Annotated in this window: 18 protein-coding genes and 2 pseudogenes; 18 read left to right on the forward strand and 2 right to left on the reverse strand. The window is 37.8% G+C overall.

Annotation, left to right across the window (positions count from 1 at the left end):
* The first annotated feature begins 768 nt into the window (after window positions 1-768).
* The 13 genes from CJ239_RS01150 (at window position 769) to adcA (ending at window position 12,811) form a co-directional block, all read left to right on the forward strand.
* Window positions 769-1,632: a helix-turn-helix domain-containing protein gene (locus CJ239_RS01150; protein ID WP_102210254.1), complete on the forward strand. Its 864-nt coding sequence runs from the start codon at window positions 769-771 to the stop codon at window positions 1,630-1,632.
* Between the two features lie 92 nt (window positions 1,633-1,724).
* The gene (locus CJ239_RS11935; RefSeq protein ID WP_257994387.1) at window positions 1,725-1,850 is read left to right on the forward strand and encodes a ryptide family R-Y-crosslinked RiPP peptide; all 126 of its coding nucleotides are present in this window, start codon (window positions 1,725-1,727) and stop codon (window positions 1,848-1,850) included.
* Between the two features lie 19 nt (window positions 1,851-1,869).
* A complete protein-coding gene (locus tag CJ239_RS01155) occupies window positions 1,870-3,264 on the forward strand; it encodes a radical SAM/SPASM ryptide class RiPP maturase (protein WP_102210255.1) in 1,395 nt (464 codons plus the stop codon).
* Window positions 3,257-4,435: a ryptide export MFS transporter gene (locus tag CJ239_RS01160; RefSeq protein ID WP_102210256.1), complete on the forward strand. Its 1,179-nt coding sequence runs from the start codon at window positions 3,257-3,259 to the stop codon at window positions 4,433-4,435. Before CJ239_RS01155 ends, CJ239_RS01160 begins: the two co-directional genes overlap by 8 nt.
* Window positions 4,436-4,743: 308 nt before the next feature.
* Entirely contained in the window at window positions 4,744-4,875 is a 132-nt protein-coding gene (locus tag CJ239_RS01165) for a teichoic acid D-Ala incorporation-associated protein DltX (protein WP_055356870.1), read from the forward strand.
* 20 nt (window positions 4,876-4,895) lie between these two features.
* The gene (gene dltA / locus CJ239_RS01170; RefSeq protein ID WP_102210257.1) at window positions 4,896-6,446 is read left to right on the forward strand and encodes a D-alanine--poly(phosphoribitol) ligase subunit DltA; all 1,551 of its coding nucleotides are present in this window, start codon (window positions 4,896-4,898) and stop codon (window positions 6,444-6,446) included.
* Complete coding sequence (gene dltB, locus CJ239_RS01175; protein WP_102210258.1) at window positions 6,443-7,687, forward strand: D-alanyl-lipoteichoic acid biosynthesis protein DltB; 1,245 nt, start codon at window positions 6,443-6,445, stop codon at window positions 7,685-7,687. The genes dltA and dltB overlap by 4 nt, the downstream gene beginning before the upstream one ends.
* Before the next feature lie 13 nt (window positions 7,688-7,700).
* Window positions 7,701-7,940 (forward strand): D-alanine--poly(phosphoribitol) ligase subunit DltC, encoded by a 240-nt coding sequence (dltC, locus tag CJ239_RS01180; protein WP_000351967.1) that lies wholly within the window; start codon window positions 7,701-7,703, stop codon window positions 7,938-7,940.
* Window positions 7,933-9,201, forward strand: a complete 1,269-nt coding sequence (dltD, locus tag CJ239_RS01185) for a D-alanyl-lipoteichoic acid biosynthesis protein DltD (RefSeq protein ID WP_102210259.1) — start codon at window positions 7,933-7,935, stop codon at window positions 9,199-9,201. The genes dltC and dltD overlap by 8 nt, the downstream gene beginning before the upstream one ends.
* A 151-nt stretch (window positions 9,202-9,352) precedes the next feature.
* The gene (gene adcR, locus CJ239_RS01190; protein WP_001249308.1) at window positions 9,353-9,793 is read left to right on the forward strand and encodes a zinc-dependent transcriptional regulator AdcR; all 441 of its coding nucleotides are present in this window, start codon (window positions 9,353-9,355) and stop codon (window positions 9,791-9,793) included.
* The gene (locus CJ239_RS01195; protein ID WP_001269496.1) at window positions 9,793-10,497 is read left to right on the forward strand and encodes a metal ABC transporter ATP-binding protein; all 705 of its coding nucleotides are present in this window, start codon (window positions 9,793-9,795) and stop codon (window positions 10,495-10,497) included. Before adcR ends, CJ239_RS01195 begins: the two co-directional genes overlap by 1 nt.
* The gene (locus CJ239_RS01200) at window positions 10,490-11,296 is read left to right on the forward strand and encodes a metal ABC transporter permease (protein WP_000950030.1); all 807 of its coding nucleotides are present in this window, start codon (window positions 10,490-10,492) and stop codon (window positions 11,294-11,296) included. The genes CJ239_RS01195 and CJ239_RS01200 overlap by 8 nt, the downstream gene beginning before the upstream one ends.
* Before the next feature lie 9 nt (window positions 11,297-11,305).
* Window positions 11,306-12,811: a zinc ABC transporter substrate-binding lipoprotein AdcA gene (gene adcA / locus CJ239_RS01205; protein ID WP_102210260.1), complete on the forward strand. Its 1,506-nt coding sequence runs from the start codon at window positions 11,306-11,308 to the stop codon at window positions 12,809-12,811.
* Window positions 12,812-13,745: 934 nt separating this feature from the next.
* On the opposite strand, the gene CJ239_RS01210 is transcribed toward adcA, so the two are convergent.
* Window positions 13,746-14,603: a 5'-nucleotidase, lipoprotein e(P4) family gene (locus CJ239_RS01210; RefSeq protein ID WP_102210261.1), complete on the reverse strand. Its 858-nt coding sequence runs from the start codon at window positions 14,601-14,603 to the stop codon at window positions 13,746-13,748.
* Window positions 14,604-14,852: 249 nt separating this feature from the next.
* On the opposite strand from CJ239_RS01210, the gene CJ239_RS01215 reads away from it, so the two are divergent.
* Window positions 14,853-15,737 carry an SPFH domain-containing protein gene (locus CJ239_RS01215; protein ID WP_004235732.1) on the forward strand — a complete coding sequence of 295 codons (885 nt, stop codon included), beginning with the start codon at window positions 14,853-14,855 and terminating at the stop codon, window positions 15,735-15,737.
* Between the two features lie 27 nt (window positions 15,738-15,764).
* On the opposite strand, the gene CJ239_RS11940 is transcribed toward CJ239_RS01215, so the two are convergent.
* Complete coding sequence (locus CJ239_RS11940; RefSeq protein ID WP_257994389.1) at window positions 15,765-15,890, reverse strand: hypothetical protein; 126 nt, start codon at window positions 15,888-15,890, stop codon at window positions 15,765-15,767.
* Window positions 15,891-16,192: 302 nt separating this feature from the next.
* Between CJ239_RS11940 and CJ239_RS01220 the strand changes: the two genes are divergently transcribed.
* From CJ239_RS01220 to CJ239_RS11620, 4 genes and pseudogenes are all read left to right on the forward strand, one after another.
* A complete protein-coding gene (locus CJ239_RS01220; RefSeq protein WP_102210262.1) occupies window positions 16,193-20,812 on the forward strand; it encodes a ZmpA/ZmpB/ZmpC family metallo-endopeptidase in 4,620 nt (1,539 codons plus the stop codon).
* Between the two features lie 517 nt (window positions 20,813-21,329).
* Window positions 21,330-21,490, forward strand: a pseudogene (locus tag CJ239_RS11945) (alpha-L-fucosidase); the annotation flags it as partial.
* 139 nt (window positions 21,491-21,629) lie between these two features.
* The gene (locus tag CJ239_RS01225; protein ID WP_102210263.1) at window positions 21,630-22,568 is read left to right on the forward strand and encodes an Rpn family recombination-promoting nuclease/putative transposase; all 939 of its coding nucleotides are present in this window, start codon (window positions 21,630-21,632) and stop codon (window positions 22,566-22,568) included.
* Window positions 22,565-22,960: pseudogene (locus tag CJ239_RS11620) on the forward strand (hypothetical protein); the annotation flags it as partial. The gene CJ239_RS01225 and the pseudogene CJ239_RS11620, both read left to right, overlap by 4 nt.
* Between the last annotated feature and the right edge of the window lies 1 nt (window position 22,961).

The raw sequence follows: 22,961 nt of genomic DNA on the forward strand, positions 1-22,961 counted from the left end.
ATAACTAGCAAACACATGCATTTAAACATCTTAGACATAACGGAAACTCCTTTTTATTTTTGATTTTTTTCAACTTTTATTATACAATAAAACCAAATAAAAAGAAAGCGGTAACAATATGCTTAATGTGAAAATTTTTTATATATTTTTCTTTTTGATCTTTGTCGAAACTACAGGCTTGTTGTTGTTGAAAAACGGTCTTGAAAGAGGTTATTTAGATACAGGAGCTATTATCCTTGCAGTTTTTTCATTTGCGTTCTACAACCTATGTTCATTCGGTTGGGTCTACTTTACAATAAAAAACCATAAAAAATAAATAGACGTATTTTCAAAAAAAGATCGCATATTTATCTCAGCAAAACGACGATTTAAATCGTCGTTTTTTTGTATAACTCCCCCTGAAATTTATTTTAATTATGCAGATTTCACGTATTTTTGGTGCTGAGACAACGATTCTGAGAGCTTTTCAGACTTTTTTGCGAATCCCTATCATTAGAAAAGCTTAGAGCGCCAAAGGATTTGAGCGTTTTTCTGATTTTTAAGACTTTTTCCCAGTCTCTTTTTCGATTGAAGATGTAAGTATTCTACTAACTAACTTCTTAGTACTAGCCAACAACGATAATCATAATTCCTCCCAAAATATAGGAATAATAAAGGCAATAATTTTTGTTTTTTCATGTGAAATACCTCGCTTTTGTTTTCTTTTATTTTATGCTAAAATATTAAAAATCAAAAACTGTTCCCATATATGCTTGTTGGAGAGATATTATGAAAAAATTTGGAGAAATTTTTAAAAAGTTTCGAGAATCTAGAGGTTTTCGCTTGAAAGATGTCGAAAAAGCTGGTATATCAACATCACAGCTCTCACGTTTTGAAAAGGGAGAGACTGATTTAACCATTTCAAAATTTATGGCTATTTTGGATGAAATTAACATGCCTATTGATGAATTTATGTATGCTGTTCATGATTTTCATCGTGATGAACTGAACGAACTCTTATCAAAGGTTAGGCATTTTGTGTCAAATCATGATGTTGATGGGTTGAAAAAACTACTTTATTCTCAGATGGAGTCAGATTCTAAACAAGAGAAATTTCATAAGCTTAACATTATTTTATTAAAAATTCGTTTACAAGATTTATCGGGAGAAGCTTATTATTCTGGTGATGATTTATCTTATCTCACTGACTATCTCTTTAGTGTTGAATATTGGGGATACTATGAATTATTGATTTTTTCAAATACTTTAGATGTCCTAAAACACGATGTCTTCATGGTTTTGGCTAGAGAGATGTCTAGACGTTCTGATTTTTATAAAGAAATTCCTAATAATAGACGACTGATTTCATCTATGCTATTGAACGGATATATCACATGTATTGAAAGAGGAAAATTTCTTGATGCTTTGTATTTTGAAAAACGACTAAACCAATGCTTTTTCACCGAGATAGAAATTTATGAACGGTTGGTGTTTCAGTATGCCCAACATCTTTATCGCTATAAAAAAGAGATGGATTGTAAAGCAATTATTGAAATGAGGAAGTGTATTGGAGCAATGAAATTAGCGGGAAGTAACCATTTGGCAAAGAATTATGAAGGACATTTAGAAAAAATTTTAGCAAGTAAAAAGTAATACGCAGATATGGGAAAGAATTTCAAATTTCTTGTTGTTATTGTAACATTATTGTTGTAAGCTTACAAAATAATTCTTAAGAGATGACTACTATGTCTATTGAATTTACAGAAGAAGAGCTTCTACAAATGAAAGCTATTGATGATATTATGACATCAGCTGAAGATAAGCCAAGCGATGTCATCGTTGGACAGCGTATTACTCGTCGTAGATACTAAGTAATGGAGGAGATAGCATATGATTTATGAATTAGAAGATGGGGAGATAAAACCAATAGCTGAAAGTAATCCAATTCACACGATTTCATTGGTATCAATCTATCAACAGAAGATTAGTGATAAATTTACGCTTTTAATTAATTCTTTTAAAAATAAAGTATTAGTTGTAGAAAGTGATAAAATAAAGAACAATACGATGAATGTTGATTCTTTTCTAAGTGAATGGTTTGAAACTCCCTCTTCTGATTTAGATCACTTTACTCCTGATAAACTTTATGATGAAAAATTATTGTTAGAATCTAGGAAAAAGATTCAAATCTCTTTGGTGATTACTTACTCTTGTAATTTACGGTGTAGCTATTGTTTTCAACAAAAATATGATGGTTTAGTAAGAAAACCGATAACTCTCGGTGAGTTGGATGAAACACTTGATAAGATTACAGCACTTATTGAGGAAAATCAAGATTTAGAAGTTTCTATAGGCTTATTTGGAGGAGAACCCTTGTTACCTAAGAATGAGCCAATAATTGATAGAATTTTTCAGTATTGTGTTGATAAGAAATTAAAAATAGACATAACAACTAATGGAATTTTCTTGCCATACTTTGCTAAAAAACTTATCATTTATAGAAGTATTATATCGGTTATTGCAATTACTGTTAATACATTGCCAGAAACATATAAAGAGATAGTCAAAATAACCAAAGTAGCAAATAATACAGAGAAATTATTAGCTATTACGGAATTATTGTTAGACTATGGAATTGTGATGGATGTTGGAACAAATTTTGATAAGACAAATTTATATGAATTAGTTCCAATCTATTCTTATTTTAAGGAGAAAGGTTATTTTTTAAGAGAGAATTTTCATTGGAATATAGGAAGAGTGGATGATCGGTTATTTGATACTGGATACGATGATTATATTGTATCTGAGACAGATATCCTTTTAGAGCTGATGAAAATTACCGAACAAGTTCCTCTAAATCTTCATGCAGGTTTTATTCAAACATGTAAAAATTTAACTGATAAGTTAAAGTTGTCCTTTAATGAAGCTCAAACCAAAGGAGTGTATAATTACTGTTGGAACGTATCTCCCTATGATAGGGTTTTCTATGTTGATAATGAACTCAATCTATTTAGATGTACTGTTACAGTTGGACGTCCTCAGTATATTCTAGGAAATTTGCGTAACATTGACTTGATGTCTTATCAAAACGAAACAAAGACTTTTTTAGATTATAAAGATTGTCAAAGTTGTGAAATAGGTGGTCTATGTTCGGGAGGGTGTAAATTATCTGCTGATATTGATTTTTATAAACAATGTAAATGGGAAAAACAAGAATTTGAAAAATTTGTTAATCAAATTTTAATTCCAAAGTTGGAAACAAAGATGGGAGCGCTATATGTCTAATTCATTTATCAAGTTGTTAGTCTCTCAATTGTTTGCAAATTTAGCAGATATTTTCTTTAGAGTAACAATCATTGCTAACATATACATTATTTCAAAATCAGTAATTGCCACATCACTAGTTCCTATTTTAATAGGGATATCCTCTTTTGTTGCTAGTCTCTTAGTTCCTTTAGTTACTAAAAGACTAGCGCTAAATAGGGTTTTATCTTTATCCCAATTTGGAAAGACTATATTATTAACGATACTGGTAGGAATGTTTACCGTAATGCAATCAGTAGCGCCTTTGGGGATCTATCTATTTGTTGTTGCGATTTCCATATTAGATGGTTTTGCAGCACCCGTTTCCTATGCTATTGTGCCGCGCTATGCGACCGATTTGGGCAAGGCTAACTCAGCCTTATCAATGAGTGGTGAAGCTGTTCAATTGGTAGGGTGGGGGTTAGGTGGACTCTTGTTTGCAACAATTGGTCTCTTACCTACCACGTTTATCATTTTAATCTTGTATATCATTTCTAGCTTTCTGATGTTATTGCTTCCTAAGGCTGAAGTGGAGGTGTTAGATTCAGAAACTAATCTTGAAATTGTACTCAAAGGTTGGAAGTTAGTTGCTAGAGATCCTAGATTAAGACTTTTTGTATCAGCAAATTTATTGGAAATTTTCTCAAATACGATTTGGGTTTCTTCTATCATACTTGTCTTTGTAACTGAGCTATTAAATGAAACGGAAAGTTACTGGGGATATTCTAATACAGCATACTCTATCGGGATTATAATTAGTGGCTTAATTGCTTTTAGGCTATCTGAAAAGTTTCTTGCTGCTAAATGGGAAAGTATTCTTTTTTCTCTTGTAGGCATGGTAATAGTGACACTGACTATTCTATATTTTCCAAACGCACAGATGTTTTTATTATTTTCAGCTTTAGTTGGTATGTTATCGCAACTAAAAGAAGTTCCTGAAACTGTATTTCTTCAGGAAACAGTAGAGGAAAATAACTTGGTTAATGTCTATTCCGTTCTTGAAGTGATTTCGACACTAGCATTTTCAGTATTTGTTTTGCTAATGAGCTATATTACTGAGAATTTTGGTATTAGCATCAGTTTTTGGCTATCAGCAATTTGTCTGATGATAGAAGCTATTTTAATTTATATCAGACGAGATTATTTTAAATGAGAGACTGGTTAAAAAGTCTTTAAAAATCAGAAAAGCGCATAGTATCAGGTGTTGAAACTTGATATTGTGCGTTTTTTTATGGGGATATTTACTTCATTTTCCACTGAAATGGAGTTTTTACCTAGACTTCTCTACTTAAAATATTCATAGAAAAACTGCATAATCTTTAAAATTAGCTTAAATGCAGTGAAAATGTACGGTAAACAATTGAAAAATTACCCTATAAAATGGTACAATGGTAGAAAAATAAGCTAGTAAGAACCACTCTTATTTTAGCGAAAAATTACAGAAATGAATGGTTTTTCTTGATGAAACAGAGAAAAAAATTGTACCTTTTTCTTGGTCGGACAGCCTTGTATTTTCTTATCTTTCTAGGGCTGCTTTACTTCTTTAGCTATCTTGGACAGGGTCAAGGAAGCTTTATCTATAATGAATTTTAACTTGAAGGAGAATCCCTATTGTGTCAAATAAACCAATAGCAGATATGATTAAAACCATTGAGCATTTTGCTCAGACCCAGCCTAGCTATCCTGTCTATAATGTTTTGGGTCAGGAACACACTTATGGAGATTTAAAGGCTGATTCGGATAGTTTGGCTGCAGCCATCGATCAAATGGATTTACCAGAGAAGTCTCCTGTGGTTGTTTTTGGAGGCCAAGAGTATGAAATGTTGGCAACTTTTGTAGCGCTGACTAAGTCAGGTCATGCCTATATTCCCATTGACAGTCATTCAGCCTTGGAGCGAGTTTCGGCTATTTTAGAAGTAGCAGAGCCAAGCTTGATTATTTCCATCTCAGACTTTCCATTGGAGCAGATTTCTACACCGATAATGAATCTAGCTCAGATTCAAGAAGCCTTTGCCCAAGGGAATAACTATGAAATCACGCATCCAGTCAAGGGTGATGATAATTACTACATCATCTTTACTTCTGGTACGACTGGTAAGCCAAAGGGAGTGCAGATTTCACATGATAATCTCCTCAGCTTTACCAACTGGATGATTACGGATAAGGAATTTGCGACACCGAGTCGTCCGCAAATGCTGGCTCAGCCACCTTATTCTTTTGACTTGTCTGTCATGTATTGGGCACCGACCTTGGCACTTGGTGGTACACTTTTCGCTCTTCCATCTGCCATTACACAGGACTTTAAACAACTTTTTGCGACCATCTTTTCATTGCCAATCGCTATCTGGACATCAACACCATCTTTTGCAGATATGGCCATGTTGTCTGAGGATTTCAACAGTGAGAAAATGCCTGGAATAACGCATTTCTACTTTGACGGTGAAGAATTGACGGTCAAAACAGCTCAAAAACTACGCGAACGTTTCCCAAGTGCCCGTATTATCAATGCCTACGGGCCAACAGAAGCGACAGTAGCCCTATCAGCAGTTGCTGTGACAGACGAGATGCTAGCGACTCTCAAACGCCTACCAATCGGCTATACCAAGGCTGATTCTCCAACCTTTATCATTGACGAGGAAGGCAATAAATTGCCAAATGGCGAACAGGGAGAAATCATTGTTTCTGGACCAGCCGTTTCAAAAGGTTATATGAACAATCCTGAAAAAACAGCAGAAGCCTTCTTTGAATTTGAAGGACTGCCAGCCTATCACACAGGCGATGTGGGATCTATGACAGATGAAGGCTTGCTTCTCTACGGCGGACGTATGGACTTCCAGATTAAGTTCAATGGTTACCGCATTGAGTTAGAAGATGTCTCTCAAAACCTCAACAAGTCTCGCTTTATCGAGTCAGCTGTTGCAGTTCCACGTTACAATAAGGACTACAAGGTACAAAATCTACTAGCCTATGTCATCTTAAAAGATGGTGTTCGTGAGCAGTTTGAGCGAGATATCGATATTACCAAGGCCATCAAGGAAGATTTGACAGACATCATGATGTCCTACATGATGCCGTCTAAATTCCTTTACCGAGACAGTTTGCCACTGACTCCAAATGGAAAGATTGACATCAAAGGATTGATTAACGAGGTGAATAAGAGATGATGGAGTTCTTTCAACAGATTCCTCATTTAGAGCCATACGGCAATCCTCAGTATTTTGTCTATGTGATTGCTGCAACCTTGCCCATCTTTATAGGCCTCTTTTTCAAGAAACGCTTTGCCTGGTATGAAGTGTTGGTTAGTCTCTTCTTTATCGTCACCATGTTGGTAGGTGGGAAGACTAACCAATTGGCTGCCTTGGGTATTTACCTTTGTTGGGAAATATTGCTCCTGCTTTTCTACAAGCATTATCGAAAAAGTAAGGATGGAAAGTGGGTTTTCTACCTAGTTAGTTTTCTGTCCCTCCTTCCGATTATCTTTGTCAAGGTGCAGCCAGCTATCAATGGAACGCAGTCTTTGCTTGGATTTTTGGGAATTTCTTACCTTACTTTTCGTTCGGTTGGGATTATCATCGAGCTGAGAGATGGAGTGATTAAGGATTTTACCTTCTGGGAATTCCTCCGCTTTCTTCTATTTATGCCGACTTTTTCAAGTGGTCCAATTGATCGCTTTAAACGTTTCAACGAAAATTATCAGACCATTCCTGAGCGAGATGAGTTGATGGATATGCTGGATGAATCTGTTCGCTATATCATGTGGGGATTTTTGTATAAGTTTATCCTAGCTCATGTTTTAGGAGAGACCTTACTCCCTCCTCTGAAGAATCTAGCCCTGGAGTCAGGTGGCTTCTTTAACCTCTATGCCTTGGCAGTTATGTATACCTTTGGTCTGGAGCTCTTCTTTGACTTTGCAGGTTATTCTATGTTTGCCTTAGCCATTTCAAACTTAATGGGCATTCATAGTCCAATTAACTTCAACAAACCCTTTTTATCAAGGGATTTGAAGGAATTTTGGAACCGTTGGCATATGAGTCTTTCTTTCTGGTTCCGTGACTTTGTCTTTATGCGGATGGTGATGGTGTTAACCAGAAAGAAGGTCTTTAAGAATCGCAATGTAACCTCAAGTGTGGCCTACATTGTAAATATGCTGATTATGGGATTTTGGCACGGTGTGACCTGGTACTATATCGCCTATGGACTCTTTCATGGATTAGGCTTGGTTATCAATGACGCTTGGATTCGTAAGAAAAAAACGCTCAATAAGGAACGGAAAAAAGCAGGGAAGCCTGCTCTACCTGAGAATCGCTGGATTCAGTTGCTTGGCATGGTTGTCACTTTCCATGTCGTCATGCTGTCATTCTTAATCTTTTCTGGATTTTTGAATGATTTATGGTTTAAAAAATAAAAGGAAATAAAATATGGATATCAAATCAGAAGTTATCGAAATTATTGATGAGTTGTTTATGGAAGATGTTTCTGACATGATGGATGAAGATCTTTTTGATGCAGGTGTCTTGGATAGTATGGGAACGGTTGAGTTGATTGTGGAGATTGAAAACCGTTTTGACATTCGTGTCCCTGTGACAGAGTTTGGTCGAGACGACTGGAATACAGCTAATAAAATCATAGCTGGTATTGTGGAGTTACAAAATGCTTAAACGCTTATGGATGATCTTCGGACCAGTCATGATAGCTGGTTTGTTGGTTTTTTTGCTCATTTTCTTTTATCCTACTAGTAAAAGTTATAATTTATCACAAGAAAAACGATATGCAGCAGCGATTAGTACACAAAGTTTCAGAGAAAGATTTCAGAAAGTGAGAGCTCTTTCGGATCCAAGTCTACGATTTATTCCCTTTTTTGGTTCTAGTGAGTGGATTCGATTTGATAGTATGCATCCAGCTGTTTTAGCAGAGAAGTACAATCGTTCCTATAGACCCTATTTTTTAGGTCAAGCAGGAGCAGCTTCTTTGAATCAGTATTTTGGTATGCAGCAAATATTGCCAGAGATAGAAAATAAACAAGCTGTTTTTGTTATTTCTCCTCAGTGGTTCACAGAAACAGAGTATGAACCTGCAGTTTTTCGTAGGTATTTTAACACGGATCAATTGGGCGCTTTTTTGGAAAATCAGTCTGGAGATGTGTCAAGTCGTTACGCTGCCAAGCGTTTAATGACAAAGTATCCTGATGTAGTGTTGGGAGATATAGTCAAAAAAATAACCGAGGGTGAGCAACTTTCAGAAATAGATCAGACACTTATAGATACATTGGCACGATTCAACCAAAAACAATCATTTCTATTTGGACAATTGTCAGTGAATGATGGAGAAAAATATAGAGATCGTGTGGAGAAGTATTTAAAAGACTTACCAGATAAATTTTCCTACGATGAATTGAGAGAAATTGCTATAAAAGATGCTGAAGCAAATACCACGAATAATGATATGGGGATGGAAAATCATTTCTATGATACGCAAGTAAAGAAAGATTTAAAAAAGTGGAAGGATTATCAGAAAAATTATAATTTTCTAAAATCATCTGAATATAATGACTTGCAATTAGTTTTAAATCAATTTGCGAATTCAAAAGTAAATGTATTGTTTGTGATTCAACCTGTTAATAAAAAATGGATAGATTATACAGGGTTAAATCAAGATATGTATCAACATGCAGTTGAAAAGATTCGTTATCAGTTAGAAAGTCAAGGTTTTACCAATATAGCAGATTTTTCAAAAAATGGGGCTGAACCTTATTTTGTAAAAGATACAATTCATATTGGTTGGTTGGGTTGGTTGGCTTTTGACAAGGCAGTTGATCCTTTCCTATCCAATCCCACACCAGCCCCAACTTACCATTTGAATGAGCGCTTTTTCAGTAAAGAATGGTCGCTTTATGATGGAGATGTCAAGGAATTTCAATAGGAGAATTACAGAAGAGTTCAAGAATGAAACTGGTTTTCACGTTTTTTCTTGACTCTTTTTTTGCTTGTGATATAATTAACTGGTAAATAAAATTTCAAAGAATAGTATTTTTCTCTTAAAAAAGAGAAGTCCAAAAGGAAAGGAGTCAAATATGAGACAGCTAGCGAAGGATATCGATGCTTTTTTGAATGAGGTGATTTTGCAGGCAGAAAATCAGCATGAAATCCTAATAGGTCATTGCACTAGCGAGGTGGCTCTGACCAATACCCAGGAGCATATCCTCATGCTCTTGTCAGAGGAATCTTTAACAAATTCAGAGTTGGCCCGTCGTCTCAATGTCAGTCAGGCGGCAGTTACCAAGGCTATTAAGTCTTTGGTCAAGGAAGGGATGTTGGAAACATCTAAAGATCCTAAGGATGCGCGTGTAATTTTTTATCAGTTGACTGATTTGGCTCGTCCAATTGCTGAGGAGCATCATCATCACCATGAGCATACACTTTTAACCTATGAACAAGTGGCTACTCAGTTTACTCCAAATGAACAAAAAGTGATTCAGCGGTTTTTGACTGCTTTAGTAGGAGAAATCAAATAATGAGATATATTACGGTAGAGGACTTATCCTTCTATTATGATAAGGAGCCTGTTCTTGAACATATCAATTATAGTGTTGATAGTGGGGAATTTGTTACCTTGACGGGGGAGAATGGGGCAGCTAAGACGACACTCATCAAGGCCAGTCTTGGAATCCTTCAGCCACGCATTGGAAAGGTGACCATTTCAAAGACAAATACGCAGGGTAAGAAATTGAGAATAGCCTATCTTCCTCAACAGATTGCCAGTTTTAATGCAGGTTTTCCAAGTACGGTTTATGAATTTGTCAAGTCGGGTCGCTATCCGAGAAAAGGCTGGTTCCGTCGCTTGAATGCTCATGATGAGGAGCATATCAAGGCTAGTCTGGACTCAGTTGGCATGTGGGAACACAGAGACAAACGCTTGGGTTCTCTTTCTGGGGGCCAAAAACAGCGAGCGGTAATCGCGCGTATGTTTGCTTCTGATCCAGATGTGTTTATCCTAGATGAGCCGACAACGGGGATGGATGCAGGAAGTAAAAACGAATTTTACGAACTCATGCACCACAGCGCCCATCATCATGGCAAGGCTGTTTTGATGATTACTCATGACCCTGAAGAAGTTAAGGACTATGCAGACCGCAATATTCATCTAGTTCGTAACCAAGACTCGCCATGGCGTTGTTTCAACGTTCATGAGAATGATCAGGAGGTGGGCCATGCTTAGTTTGTTATCTTATGACTTTATGCAGCGTGCCTTTCTGGCGGTTATTGCCATGAGTCTTTTCTCGCCAGTTCTTGGAACCTTCCTTATCTTGCGCCGTCAGAGTTTGATGAGTGATACTCTTAGCCACGTCTCGCTTTCAGGTGTAGCCTTTGGTCTGGTACTAGGGATTTCTCCGACTATTTCAACTATTGCTATTGTCTTGATTGCGGCGGTCTTTCTGGAATATCTCCGTACGGTTTACAAGAGCTTTATGGAAATAGGGACAGCTATCCTCATGTCAACGGGTCTGGCTGTTTCTCTGATTGTCATGAGCAAGGGTAAAAGCTCTAGTTCTATGAGTTTGGATCAGTACCTTTTTGGTTCAATCGTGACTATCAGCGAAGAACAGGTCATTTCCCTCTTTGTCATTGCGGCGGTTGTTTTGATTTTGACTTTCCTCTTCCTTCGTCCAATGTATATCTTGACCTTTGATGAGGATACGGCCTTTGTGGATGGCTTGCCAGTTCGTACTATGTCTATTCTTTTTAACATGGTGACAGGGGTGGCTATTGCTCTTATGATTCCAGCAGCAGGAGCTCTTTTGGTGTCGACCATTATGGTCTTGCCAGCTAGTATTGCCTTGCGTCTGGGGAAAAACTTTAAATCAGTTATGCTGCTAGCCAGTGCGATTGGATTTTTGGGAATGGTAGCAGGACTTTACATTTCCTACTATGCAGAAACACCTGCCAGTGCAAGTATTACCATTATTTTTGTAACTGTCTTTTTACTCATTAGTTTAGTAAGACGTTTTATCAAATAGGAGACTAATGTGAAAAAAATTAGCTTATTGCTCGCCAGTCTATGTGCCTTATTTTTAGTGGCTTGTTCCAATCAAAAGCAGGCAGATGGCAAACTCAATATCGTGACAACCTTTTACCCTGTCTATGAATTTACCAAGCAGGTCGCAGGAGATACTGCTAATGTAGAACTTCTCATCGGTGCTGGTACAGAACCCCATGAATACGAACCTTCTGCCAAGGCAGTTGCTAAAATCCAAGACGCAGATACCTTCGTTTATGAAAATGAAAACATGGAAACATGGGTCCCTAAATTGCTAGATACCTTGGATAAGAAAAAGGTCAAAACCATCAAGGCGACAGGTGATATGTTGCTCTTGCCAGGTGGTGAGGAAGAAGAGGGCGACCATGACCATGGCGAAGAAGGCCATCACCATGAGTTTGACCCCCATGTTTGGTTATCACCAGTTCGTGCCATTAAACTTGTAGAGCATATCCGTGATAGCTTGTCAGCAGATTATCCTGATAAAAAAGAGACCTTTGAGAAGAATGCTGCTGCCTATATCGAAAAATTGCAAGCCTTGGATAAGGCTTATGCAGAAGGCTTGTCTCAAGCTAAACAAAAGAGCTTTGTGACTCAGCACGCAGCCTTTAACTACCTTGCCTTGGACTATGGGCTCAAACAAGTCGCTATCTCAGGCCTCTCTCCAGATGCAGAACCATCAGCTGCTCGTCTGGCAGAATTGACAGAGTATGTCAAGAAAAATAAAATTGCCTATATCTACTTTGAAGAAAATGCTTCTCAAGCCCTTGCTAACACACTTTCAAAAGAAGCAGGTGTCAAAACAGATGTCCTTAATCCTTTAGAAAGTCTGACAGAAGAGGATACCAAGGCTGGAGAAAACTACATTTCCGTGATGGAGAAAAATCTCAAGGCTCTAAAACAAACAACAGACCAAGAAGGCCCAGCAATCGAGCCTGAAAAGGCAGAGGATACCAAGACAGTCCAAAATGGTTACTTTGAGGATGCAGACGTCAAGGATCGCACCTTGAGTGACTATGTAGGTAACTGGCAATCAGTTTATCCTTTCCTTGAAGATGGAACGTTTGATCAGGTCTTTGACTACAAGGCTAAGTTGGCTGGTAAGATGACCCAGGCTGAGTACAAGGCCTACTATACAAAAGGCTATCAGACAGATGTGAGCAAGATCAACATTACTGATAACACTATGGAATTTGTTCAAGGTGGACAAAGTAAGAAATTCACCTACAAGTATGTTGGTAAGAAAATCTTAACTTACAAGAAAGGCAATCGTGGCGTGCGCTTCCTCTTTGAAGCCACAGATGCTGACGCTGGACAATTCAAGTATGTTCAGTTTAGTGACCACAATATCGCCCCAGTTAAGGCAGAACATTTTCATATCTTCTTTGGAGGCACAAGCCAGGAAGCCCTCTTTGAAGAAATGGATAAATGGCCAACTTATTACCCAGATAACCTATCTGGCCAAGAAATCGCCCAAGAAATGTTAGCGCATTGATGAGAAATCGACTAGTTCATAAGAGCTAGTCGGTTTTTGGGTACTAGATGTCTAATACTCTTCGAAAATCTCTTCAAACCACATCAACGTCGCCTTGCCGTACTCAAGTACAGCCTGCGGCTAGTTTCCTAGTTTGCTCTTTGATTTTCATTGAGTATAACTTCTCATTATAGACCTTTCAGAACTTTAAACAATAAATAAAACTCTTGAAATCTTAGCGCTTGTGTGTTAGAATAAATTTAATGGGTAAGGTTCATTAGAACACCAAATCCCTTAACTATTGCAGTAGTTAAGGGATTTTTTGACGTATCTTAACGATTTAACGGGTGTTGGTAGGCTAGTCATTCGGTCTACTTCTTACCATCTAGCCATTTGCAGACGAAATACAAGATAATTCCTGCTATGACGTCCGCTACAATAGTAAGAACGAGCTCTGGGGCAAGGTTCATTAGTTTCACCTCCTCTCACGAACCGTAAGGAACGTAATCGGTAACCGATGACAAAAAATAGTATATCACACTAAATTTAAATCATCAACATCATTTAATTCTTGAAATATCAGGGATAGGCAAAAAGTCTTTAAAATCAGAAAAACGCATAATATCAGGTGTGCAAAAACTTTGATACTATGCATTTTATCATGGATATATTGACTTTGTTTTCTCTTCAAGTTAAGTTTGCACCTATCTTCCAAGAAATGTTAGTGAATAAGATGTTATAGTTAAATGAAATAAAAACTGAATAAATTGATTGGGAAAATCGAACCAATTTTTAACAATGTTTTAGAAAATGATATAGACTATTCTAGATTCAACCCACTATATATCAATCATAAAAGTGGATAGGAAAGTTTTCTGATTATCAGAATTCCTTCCTATCCACTTTTTTAAGATTGTAAGTTAGCCTAATTTTATATAGAATTAGCTTATTTATTTTATTTATCAAAACCTTGCAAGGCTTTTTGGCGTTCTTCTACTTGACCTTTAGCATCTAGTTTGTTACCAGCGTATACAGCTGATTCCCATGATCCGTACATTGGATTTGGGAAGATGATGAATTTTTCACCGAATTCTTTTTGCAATTCTTCAAGTTGTTTATCACGGTCAGATTCAGAAGTCTTAGAAAAATCTGCAAAGTCTACGAGGTTATCACCAAACAATAAGATAAGATTTGTTTTTTCTTGAACTTTTTGGCGACGACCTTCTTTGGATTTTACACCACTTTCTAAGAACATGAGATGATCACGTCCTTGAACAGGAATTCCTTCACTTTCAAGATTTTTAATGGTAGCATCTACTTGATTAGCTGAGCGGTCAGAAATATAGTAGATTTGGATACCGTTTTGATCAGCAAACTGAAGAAAATCCTTGGCACCTGGGACAGCTTTTGCTGAAGCTTTTTGAACCCAAACATCCCAATTTTCGGGTGTGAATGCTGTACCATCTTTGACATTTTGTACTTGATAAGGGCTATTATCTAGGACAGTTTCATCCAAGTCTAAAACGATAGAGTAAGGTTTATCTGATTCTGTTTTGAGCAATTCCTTTAGGTGATTTGTTGCAACGTTATAACCCTGTATGTATAAAGCTTTAGTTTCAGCTGATTTTTGATACCAAAGGGTTGACATAGTGTTTTCTCTTGACCGTAGTTGGTCATATGTCAATGTAATCTGATTATCAGATGAGCTATTATTGCTTGTCTGTGTTTCTGTAGACTTTGTTGCACAACTAGCCAATAAGACGACAGAAGCAAGTGCAGAAAGGATTGTAACAGTAGTTTTTGCTGTTTTCATGAAATATCTCCTATTCATTCATTTCAATAAATAGTATATCACGAGGGAAAAGTTAAGGCAAGCTATTCCCTGAATATGGATGAAGATAATGTAATGAAAAAAGAGATTATTAACTTGAAATGTAGTTTTACCTCTAATTATTGACATTTCAGGAAAAATCTCAGTAAAAACTGCACAACCTTCTTTAAATGTGCTATAATACAGGAAAAAATAATGATGGAGGTCGTCGCGATGATAACAACATTTTTGATGATTTTTGTGGTGGTTTGTGTGCTCCTATTGGTGATAGTCACACTGAGTACAGTTTATGTGGTTCGTCAGCAGTCGGTGGCGATTATTGAACGCTTTGGGAAATACCAAAAGGTTGCCAATAGCGGTATTCATATTCGCTTGCCTTTTGGGATTGACTCGATTGCAGCACGAATCCAGTTGCGCTTGCTGCAAAGCGATATTGTGGTTGAGACTAAGACCAAGGATAATGTGTTCGTTATGATGAATGTGGCGACTCAGTATCGTGTCAACGAGCAGAGCGTGACAGATGCCTACTATAAACTCATGCGTCCAGAGTCTCAGATTAAATCTTATATCGAAGACGCCCTTCGCTCTTCTGTTCCAAAATTAACCTTGGATGAATTGTTTGAGAAAAAAGATGAGATTGCCCTTGAGGTTCAACACCAAGTGGCGGAAGAAATGACAACTTACGGCTACATTATTGTGAAAACCTTGATTACCAAGGTCGAACCAGATGCAGAAGTTAAGCAATCCATGAATGAAATCAATGCGGCGCAACGCAAGCGGGTCGCAGCGCAAGAATTGGCGGAAGCTGACAAGATTAAAATTGTTACTGCAGCTGAAGCCGAAGCAGAAAAAGACCGCCTTCATGGTGTGGGGATTGCCCAACAACGTAAGGCGATTGTGGATGGATTGGCAGAGTCTATCACCGAACTCAAGGAAGCCAATGTTGGCATGACAGAAGAACAAATCATGTCCATCCTCTTGACCAACCAGTATTTGGATACCTTGAATACCTTTGCCTCTAAGGGAAATCAAACTATCTTTTTACCAAATACGCCAAATGGTGTGGATGATATCCGTACACAAATCTTGTCAGCTCTCCGTGCTGAGAAGAAATAATAGACTAATACTCTTCGAAAATCAAATTCAAACCACGTCAGCGTCGCCTTGCCGTAGATATATGTAACTGACTTCGTCAGTCTTATCTACTACCTCAAAACGGTGTTTTGAGCAACCTGCGGCTAGCTTCCTAGTTTGTTCTTTGATTTTCATTGAGTACAAAGAGCTTGGCAACAGGCTCTTTTTGCATTGCGTTTGTTAAGAAAAGCAAAGAACATTGATATACAGTTGATTGAACCTAGAATAGTACACCAAGGATTCTAAAACGTTTCTAGAAATTAATTTGACTTTCCTAATCTCTTTGTTCATATCTTATTTCAATCTACTATAAATAAAAATTATTGTATGTTGTCCCCCTTAACTTGGAATGATAAGGGAATAACTAGAAAGATTTGTGAATGCAAACTATTTCTGATATACTAAATATACAGTAATAATGAATGATAGGATATGGGATGAAAGAATTTCAATTTGAGAGAAAGCAGCGTTTTTCTTTGAGGAAATATACAATAGGAGCTTGTTCGGTCTTGCTAGGAACGAGTTTATTTTTTGCTGGTATGGGTGCTCAACCTGTACAGGCTACAGAAACGAGTTCAACACTAATTTCAAGTCATTATTTGGATGAGCAGGATTTATCTGAAAAGCTGAAATCTGAGTTGCAATGGTTTGAAGAAAATAAGATTGAGGTAAAAGAGGGAAAAGAATATTACTTTGTCTATCGAAAATTGGCTACAAGATTACCAGAAACAGGTCTGTTTTCTAATGATGGGATGTTTATCTTGGGAGCGGGATTATTATTGCTTTCCTTCACTTTAATTAAGAGAAAAAAGGGAGCGTCTTACTTCCTTGTGACAGTCTTTGCTGTTGGTGGCTTGGGAGCATCCATCTCTGCTTTAGAAAATCTGGTAGAATTGCAACCAGCCCTTGTTAAGAGAGTAGAAGGTCAGTTTCTACCAAGTCCTGAAACAGTCCAAGGATATGAATTTACGGGATATTATTTGGTAAGAGATAGTGGTAACAAGGAACTTTCTGTTGATAAGGTAGAGTCGCCAGCATTATCTCAAAAGGAGGACAGTTCAGAACCTCAATCTAAGAAGATTGTACCACAGTCTGCATCTCATTTTAGAACGACTGAAGATCTTGTACAATCTCCTCAACCATCCTATGCAGTTGAGCCCCTTTTAAATCCAACTCCTGAAAAAAGTATGAGTATTGAGTCTAAAAAAGTACCAGATGAAGGAAGGAAAACTGTTATTGAAGACAAGCCAGAACTGGAAATTAGGGTAGGGGAGATAGAGTTTGAAACTCAATTTCAGTTTGACCCAACTCTGGCTAAGGGAGAAAAAAGAATCTCTAGAGAGGGAACCAAGGGACAAGAACGAATCTTAACAGAAGTAAGGATTATTGATGGTGTGGTTACGCGAAATGAAATAGGAAGAGAGGTGATTCGTGAAGCAGTTGCTCAGGTGATTCTGGTCGGGACAAAAGAGAAGGAACCTCAAGAAAATGGCATAAGCCTAGCCCCGGAAGTCCAACCAGCTCTTCCATCTTATGAAGGTGGTGTCTCTAGCGAGTCCTTGGTAGAGCCGTCTCTCCCCTCTTATGAGGGCGGTGTTTCCGGTGAATCCTTGGTAGAACCAGCGCTTCCATCTTATGAGGGTGGCGTTTCTGGCGAATCGTTGGTAGAGTCACCCCTTCCCTCTTATGAGGGCGGTGTTTCCAGTGAATCCTTGGTAGAGCCGTTTCTTCCGTCTTATGAGGGTGGCGTTTCTGGCGAATCGTTGGTAGAGTCACCCCTTCCCTCTTATGAGGGCGGTGTTTCCAGTGAATCCTTGGTAGAACCAGTGCTTCCATCTTATGAAGGTGGCGTTTCTGGCGAATCGTTGGTAGAGCTGTCTCTTCCTTCTTATGAGGGCGGCGTTTCTGGCGAATCCTTGGTGGAACCGTCTCTTCCTTCTTATGAGGGCGGCGTTTCTGGTGAGTCCTTAGTAGAACCAGCGCTTCCATCTTATGAAGGTGGCGTTTCCGATGAGCCTGAGATACAGGAGGCTCTTCCAGAGTATAAAGAAGACACTCAACTTCCTCAGACCAAAGTAGAGACCAAAGCTGTTCCTTATGAAACCATTTATGAAAAGAATGAGGCACTAGACCACGGCGTTACAAGAGTGAAAATTCCGGGTGTTGAAGGACAAGAACAAGTTACTACTACCTATACTAAAGATCAAGCAAGTGGAAATATTTCTGAGAATAAAACTGTCAAAATAGTAGCTAACAAAGTTGATCAAGTTGTAGAAGTTGGAACTAAACCGAGTGTAGAAACTACTGTCCTATCTCATAAAACGATCTACCAGATGAATCCTGCCTTGGAGTTCAGACGACAGGAAGTAGCGGTTGTAGGGCGTGATGGTTCGGTGGAAACTAGGACGACTTATCAATTAGATAAGTCAACAGGTCAGGTGACGGTATCTGACACTACTAGACAAGTAAATCCAGCAGTAGATAAAGTGATTCAAGTTGGTAATGTGGAAAAAGTAATACAACCGATTGCTGTTATTGAGGAGCGAAGAGAGGATTCTTCACTTGCTAAAAATATAGAAAAGGTAGCCTCTGAAGGAGAAGTTGGTGAGAATACACTTACCAGAACTTACGCTATCAATGAACAAACTGGTGAATTGGTTAATCCTCAAGAAGCGATTCAAATAACAAAACCAATGAAACCGAGAGTTGTTTTAGTTGGTAGTCAGGAGGATAAACCACACTTACTTCCGGTTAATAGTGAGAGAGAAGATGCTGTGGATGTGTCTGCTTTGACCACAAGCGCGAGGTCAGTAGACTTCTTACATGACAGTAAACTAAAAGCACAGTTGGAGCCTGTCTATGATCCTCGAGATATTATAACAAAGAGAATTGCGCTCAGAAAAACACACTCAAATATCACTGACCAAGAAGTCAAAGATATGTTGCGCACAGAGTATCTTCAAAAACTGTCAATTCAAGAAAGCTTTGATCAGACGAAGATGCAAGCTGAGTCAAGTTTCAAAAAGATTGCCTCGCATACATTGGGAATTATAGGAGATACCCCTGAAAATCGCAGTAAGGTCAAACAAGAGCTGGAGCAATACAAAGAGCAGATTTTGTTGGGACTGTCTTATATCAATCGTTTTTATAATATTCAATTTGGGGACACGAATATTCGTGATATTCTGGCCTTTAATCCAAGCTCATTTGGTAATAAAACAATGACAGCCTTGGATAGTTTGAAAAAATTAGGATCCATGTCTTATGAAGAGATGAAATTGACCAATAGTCCTCAAACATTTACAAAATACTTATCTACTATTACAGGTAAGGCTAGCTTGAAGGAATTTTTAGACAGCAATCGCCAACTCTTTACGTCAGATGATGCGGATACCTGGCTTAAAAAATCGAGCCAAGCTATGATTGTTGAAAAACCATCTAAGGAAAATTCTTCAGCGCATGTCGGGCTATATAGCAAGTTGACAGCTGGGGAAAAGGATCCTCGTAAACAAGAGGCTAATATGGCTGCTATTTTGGGACTTTTGAATGTGAAAGAACCACATATTTACGTGATTAGTAATATGGCGACGATTACTTACGGTAATATTGGTTCCTATATAGATACTTCTCTTGCCCAGTCTAATCCAACTAAGTATCAGGCTGAGCTTGCTAGGGTCAAGTCTTTAATTGAAAAAGCGGCTGTACAACAAGCCAACTATGTTGATACTCTTTATCGTATAACAAAACCAGAAAATCGTGATAAGTTGCTGACAAATCGCTTGATTATTGATACGATGAAGAAATATACAAGTAATCCGAATGACCAGATTGATAGCACTTGGTCATCAGCTGCTGGTAGTGGAGCTGATAAAGGAGTTGACCAATTTATGACTCCTATGAATTACTATTCTCCAGTAAGTAAGGTAGGAGCTGAGGCCAATGGATTAGGTGTCCGTTACTTTATAGATAGGGTTCTGGATGATAGAGGCTCAGCGACTTATTCTCATGAAATGACGCATTTATTAGACGGAACAGTTCTGTTTAATAATCATGGTCGTCGAGATGGTACAGGAGCAGAGTTTTATGCGCGTGGTATTTTTGAAAATTCCTATAATCCAGAAAAGGATACTTATTTCAATCTCAACTTTGTATATGATGAGAGTGATAAGAATGGATTTTACAATAAAACACCTGATCGATTTAAAACGGCAGAAGATTTGAAATCTTATATGAAGGGAAGTTTTGATGTTCTTTATACTCTAGATTATCTAGAAGCAGAGGCAAGTAGAAACTTATCTGCAGAAGACAAGATGAGTTATTTCAAAAAAATAATGCCGATTACTTCAACAGGTCCTAGAACTTGGGTAGATTACCGTAATACAGCGGTTAAACCGACTCATAAGAGTGAGGAGATTCAAGCTCTGACCTTAGAAGATGCTAAAAAATTGACAGATATTGATAGTTTGATTGACAATCATATCCTGGTCAATCGTTATATCATTGCTGGTTTTTCAGATAAAGGTAAAATTGCAGCAAATGGTTATTATACCGTTGATATGTTTGATACCATTTATGGTGTTAGTCAAAATGACTCTGGTATGAGTGGGGATATCACCTTTAGAAAACAGGCCTTTGAATTGATGGCTGCTTTGGGCTATTATGAAGGATTTGTTCCTTATGTGTCAAATCAGTTTAAAGAAGCAGCAGAGGCTGAAAATAAGCCGTTGTCTGATACTTACATTTTCAATAAAGTTTTGAATGGTAAGAGTTATGCTGAGTTCAAAAAAGCACAAATCAAGGAAAGAGTGGATAGGCTCAATCAATTGAAACCTTTGACAATCCAATATGAAGGTCAGGAAGTAAGTCTGACAAGTCAGAAGTTAAGTGAATTGATGCAGAAAGCTGTCCAAGAGGAGTTGAAACAGATTAAGACAGGCAAAACAACTGCTCGCACCTATACCTTTATCGAAACCCCAGTCCAAAAACTGAAAAAAGCGATTTATAAAGCTTATCTCAAAGATTCAGATGACTTTAGACAATCGATTTACAATAGCTAAGGCAAAAGGAACATCTCTCTGGAATGAACATTCAGAGGGGTGTTTTTTTGCACTCTTGTAAGACTTGACCTTGTTTCTTGAAAATAACAGTTTGCTTGAAGATGGAGTTATTTTCAAACTTTTCCACAGATTTATAAGAGTGGGAAAATCTCATTAACCTTAGAAATAGTAGCCAACTGAGAGTAAAAGAGTTCTTAAAAATTGGATAATTCACAGAAGTTATCCACAGATTGTGGACAAGCGTGGAACTAAGATAATTTTTGTAAACAATACGGTTTCATTTGTTGACACGGAGAAAATTTGAATGTTAATTGTTAGCTAGGAGGGGATGGGTTTTGGTAGAGAATAGTAGTAGTTCGTCAGAAAAGTTAAGACTTTTTACATTGTAATAAAAATAATTTTTTATGATTTAGTATTGAATCAGAAAGGCTTTAGGAAAAGATGTTTAGTTATTAACAACTTTTTCCACAATTGTGGATAAAGTTGTTAATAAGATGGTGTAGTTCAATATACTGGTGAATGTAGTACGCCTTTAGAAATTAAGATTTGATTTTAACTGGATATGGTGTTATTCATCAGGATGAGATTCAAGTTCTTCAATTGCAAGCTGGGGAAAGCAAAAAAGATTTGTGCATACCAACCCTGTATTTTTTCCTGAATCTGACAGTTGATGGATAGCTGATTGCTCAAGATTATATTTTAGTTGAAACGAGATAAAACATCTTCACAATCCATTTCCTTTTCGAATAAATAGATAGTAGCGGTGAATCTAGTGAGATTAGATTTAAAAATGTGCTATAATGAAAGGAGAGGAAGTATGACTTTACGTCATCCGGGCATTAGCCCGACCAATGATTTGGTTGCTAAGAAAATCTTTAGCAATCCCGAAATCACTTGTCAATTTATCCGCGATATGCTGGACTTACCTGCAAAAAATGTAACGATTTTGGAGGGAAGCAATATTCATGTATTACCTTCCATGCCTTATTCAGCCCAAGATTTCTATACCAGTATAGATGTATTGGCGGAGTTGGATAATGGAACGCAAGTTATTATCGAAATACAAGTACATCATCAGAATTTTTTCATTAATCGTTTGTGGGCTTACTTATGCAGTCAGGTCAATCAGAATCTTGAAAAAATTCGCCAACGAGAAGGTGATACCCACCAGAGTTATAAACATATTGCACCAGTATATGCTATCGCTATCGTGGACAGTAATTATTTTCAAGATGACTTAGCCTTTCACAGTTTTAGTATGCGAGAGGATACGACAGGTGAAGTTTTAACAATCACAAACAACGGTCAGGAAAACCATCTGGTCAAGATGGCGTTCTTGGAACTAAAAAAATACAGAGAAACCAGCAAGGATAGTATTCGCAAGCCATGGTTGGAGTTTTTTGGGAATAAGCCCTTTACCCAGCAACCTGAACGAGCCATCAGCCAGGCAGACCAACTGCTAGACTATAAGAGCTGGTCCGAGGAGGACAGGAAAATGTTTAGTGAACAGCGCAGGCGTGAAGAACAAGCCTTGTTAGCGCAGGACTATGCCTTGGAACAAGCTGAAGAAAGAGGATTAGAACGTGGCCGTGCAGAGGGCCTTGAACAGGGACTGGAGCGTGGGAAAGTTGAAGGAAGAGTCTTTACTTTCCTAGATATGGTTCGCCAAGGTCTTTTGACTTCCGAGGTTGCCAGCCAGCAGTTAGGTATGACTGTCTCTGAGTTTGAAGAACTATTGAAAGAGCATAACAAATAAGGACTAAAAAATACAGAGAAACCAGCAAGGATAGTATTCGCAAGCCATGGTTGGAGTTTTTTGGGAATAAGCCCTTTACCCAGCAACCAGAACGAGCCATCAGCCAGGCAGACCAACTGCTAGACTATAAGAGCTGGTCCGAGGAGGACAGGAAAATGTTTAGTGAACAACGCAGGCGCGAAGAACAAGCCTTGTTAGCGCAGGACTATGCCTTGGAACAAGCTGAAGAAAAGGGATTAGAACGTGGTCTTGAACAGGGACTAGAGCGTGGGAAAATCTTTACCTTTCTAGACTTAGTCCACCAACATGTTTTAACTTCCGAATTTGCGAGTGAACAATTGGGAATGACCGTCGCTGAGTTTGAAGCATTATTGAAAGAGCATAACAAATAAG

Source organism: Streptococcus sp. UMB0029 (assembly GCF_002871495.1).
Lineage (GTDB): Bacteria > Bacillota > Bacilli > Lactobacillales > Streptococcaceae > Streptococcus.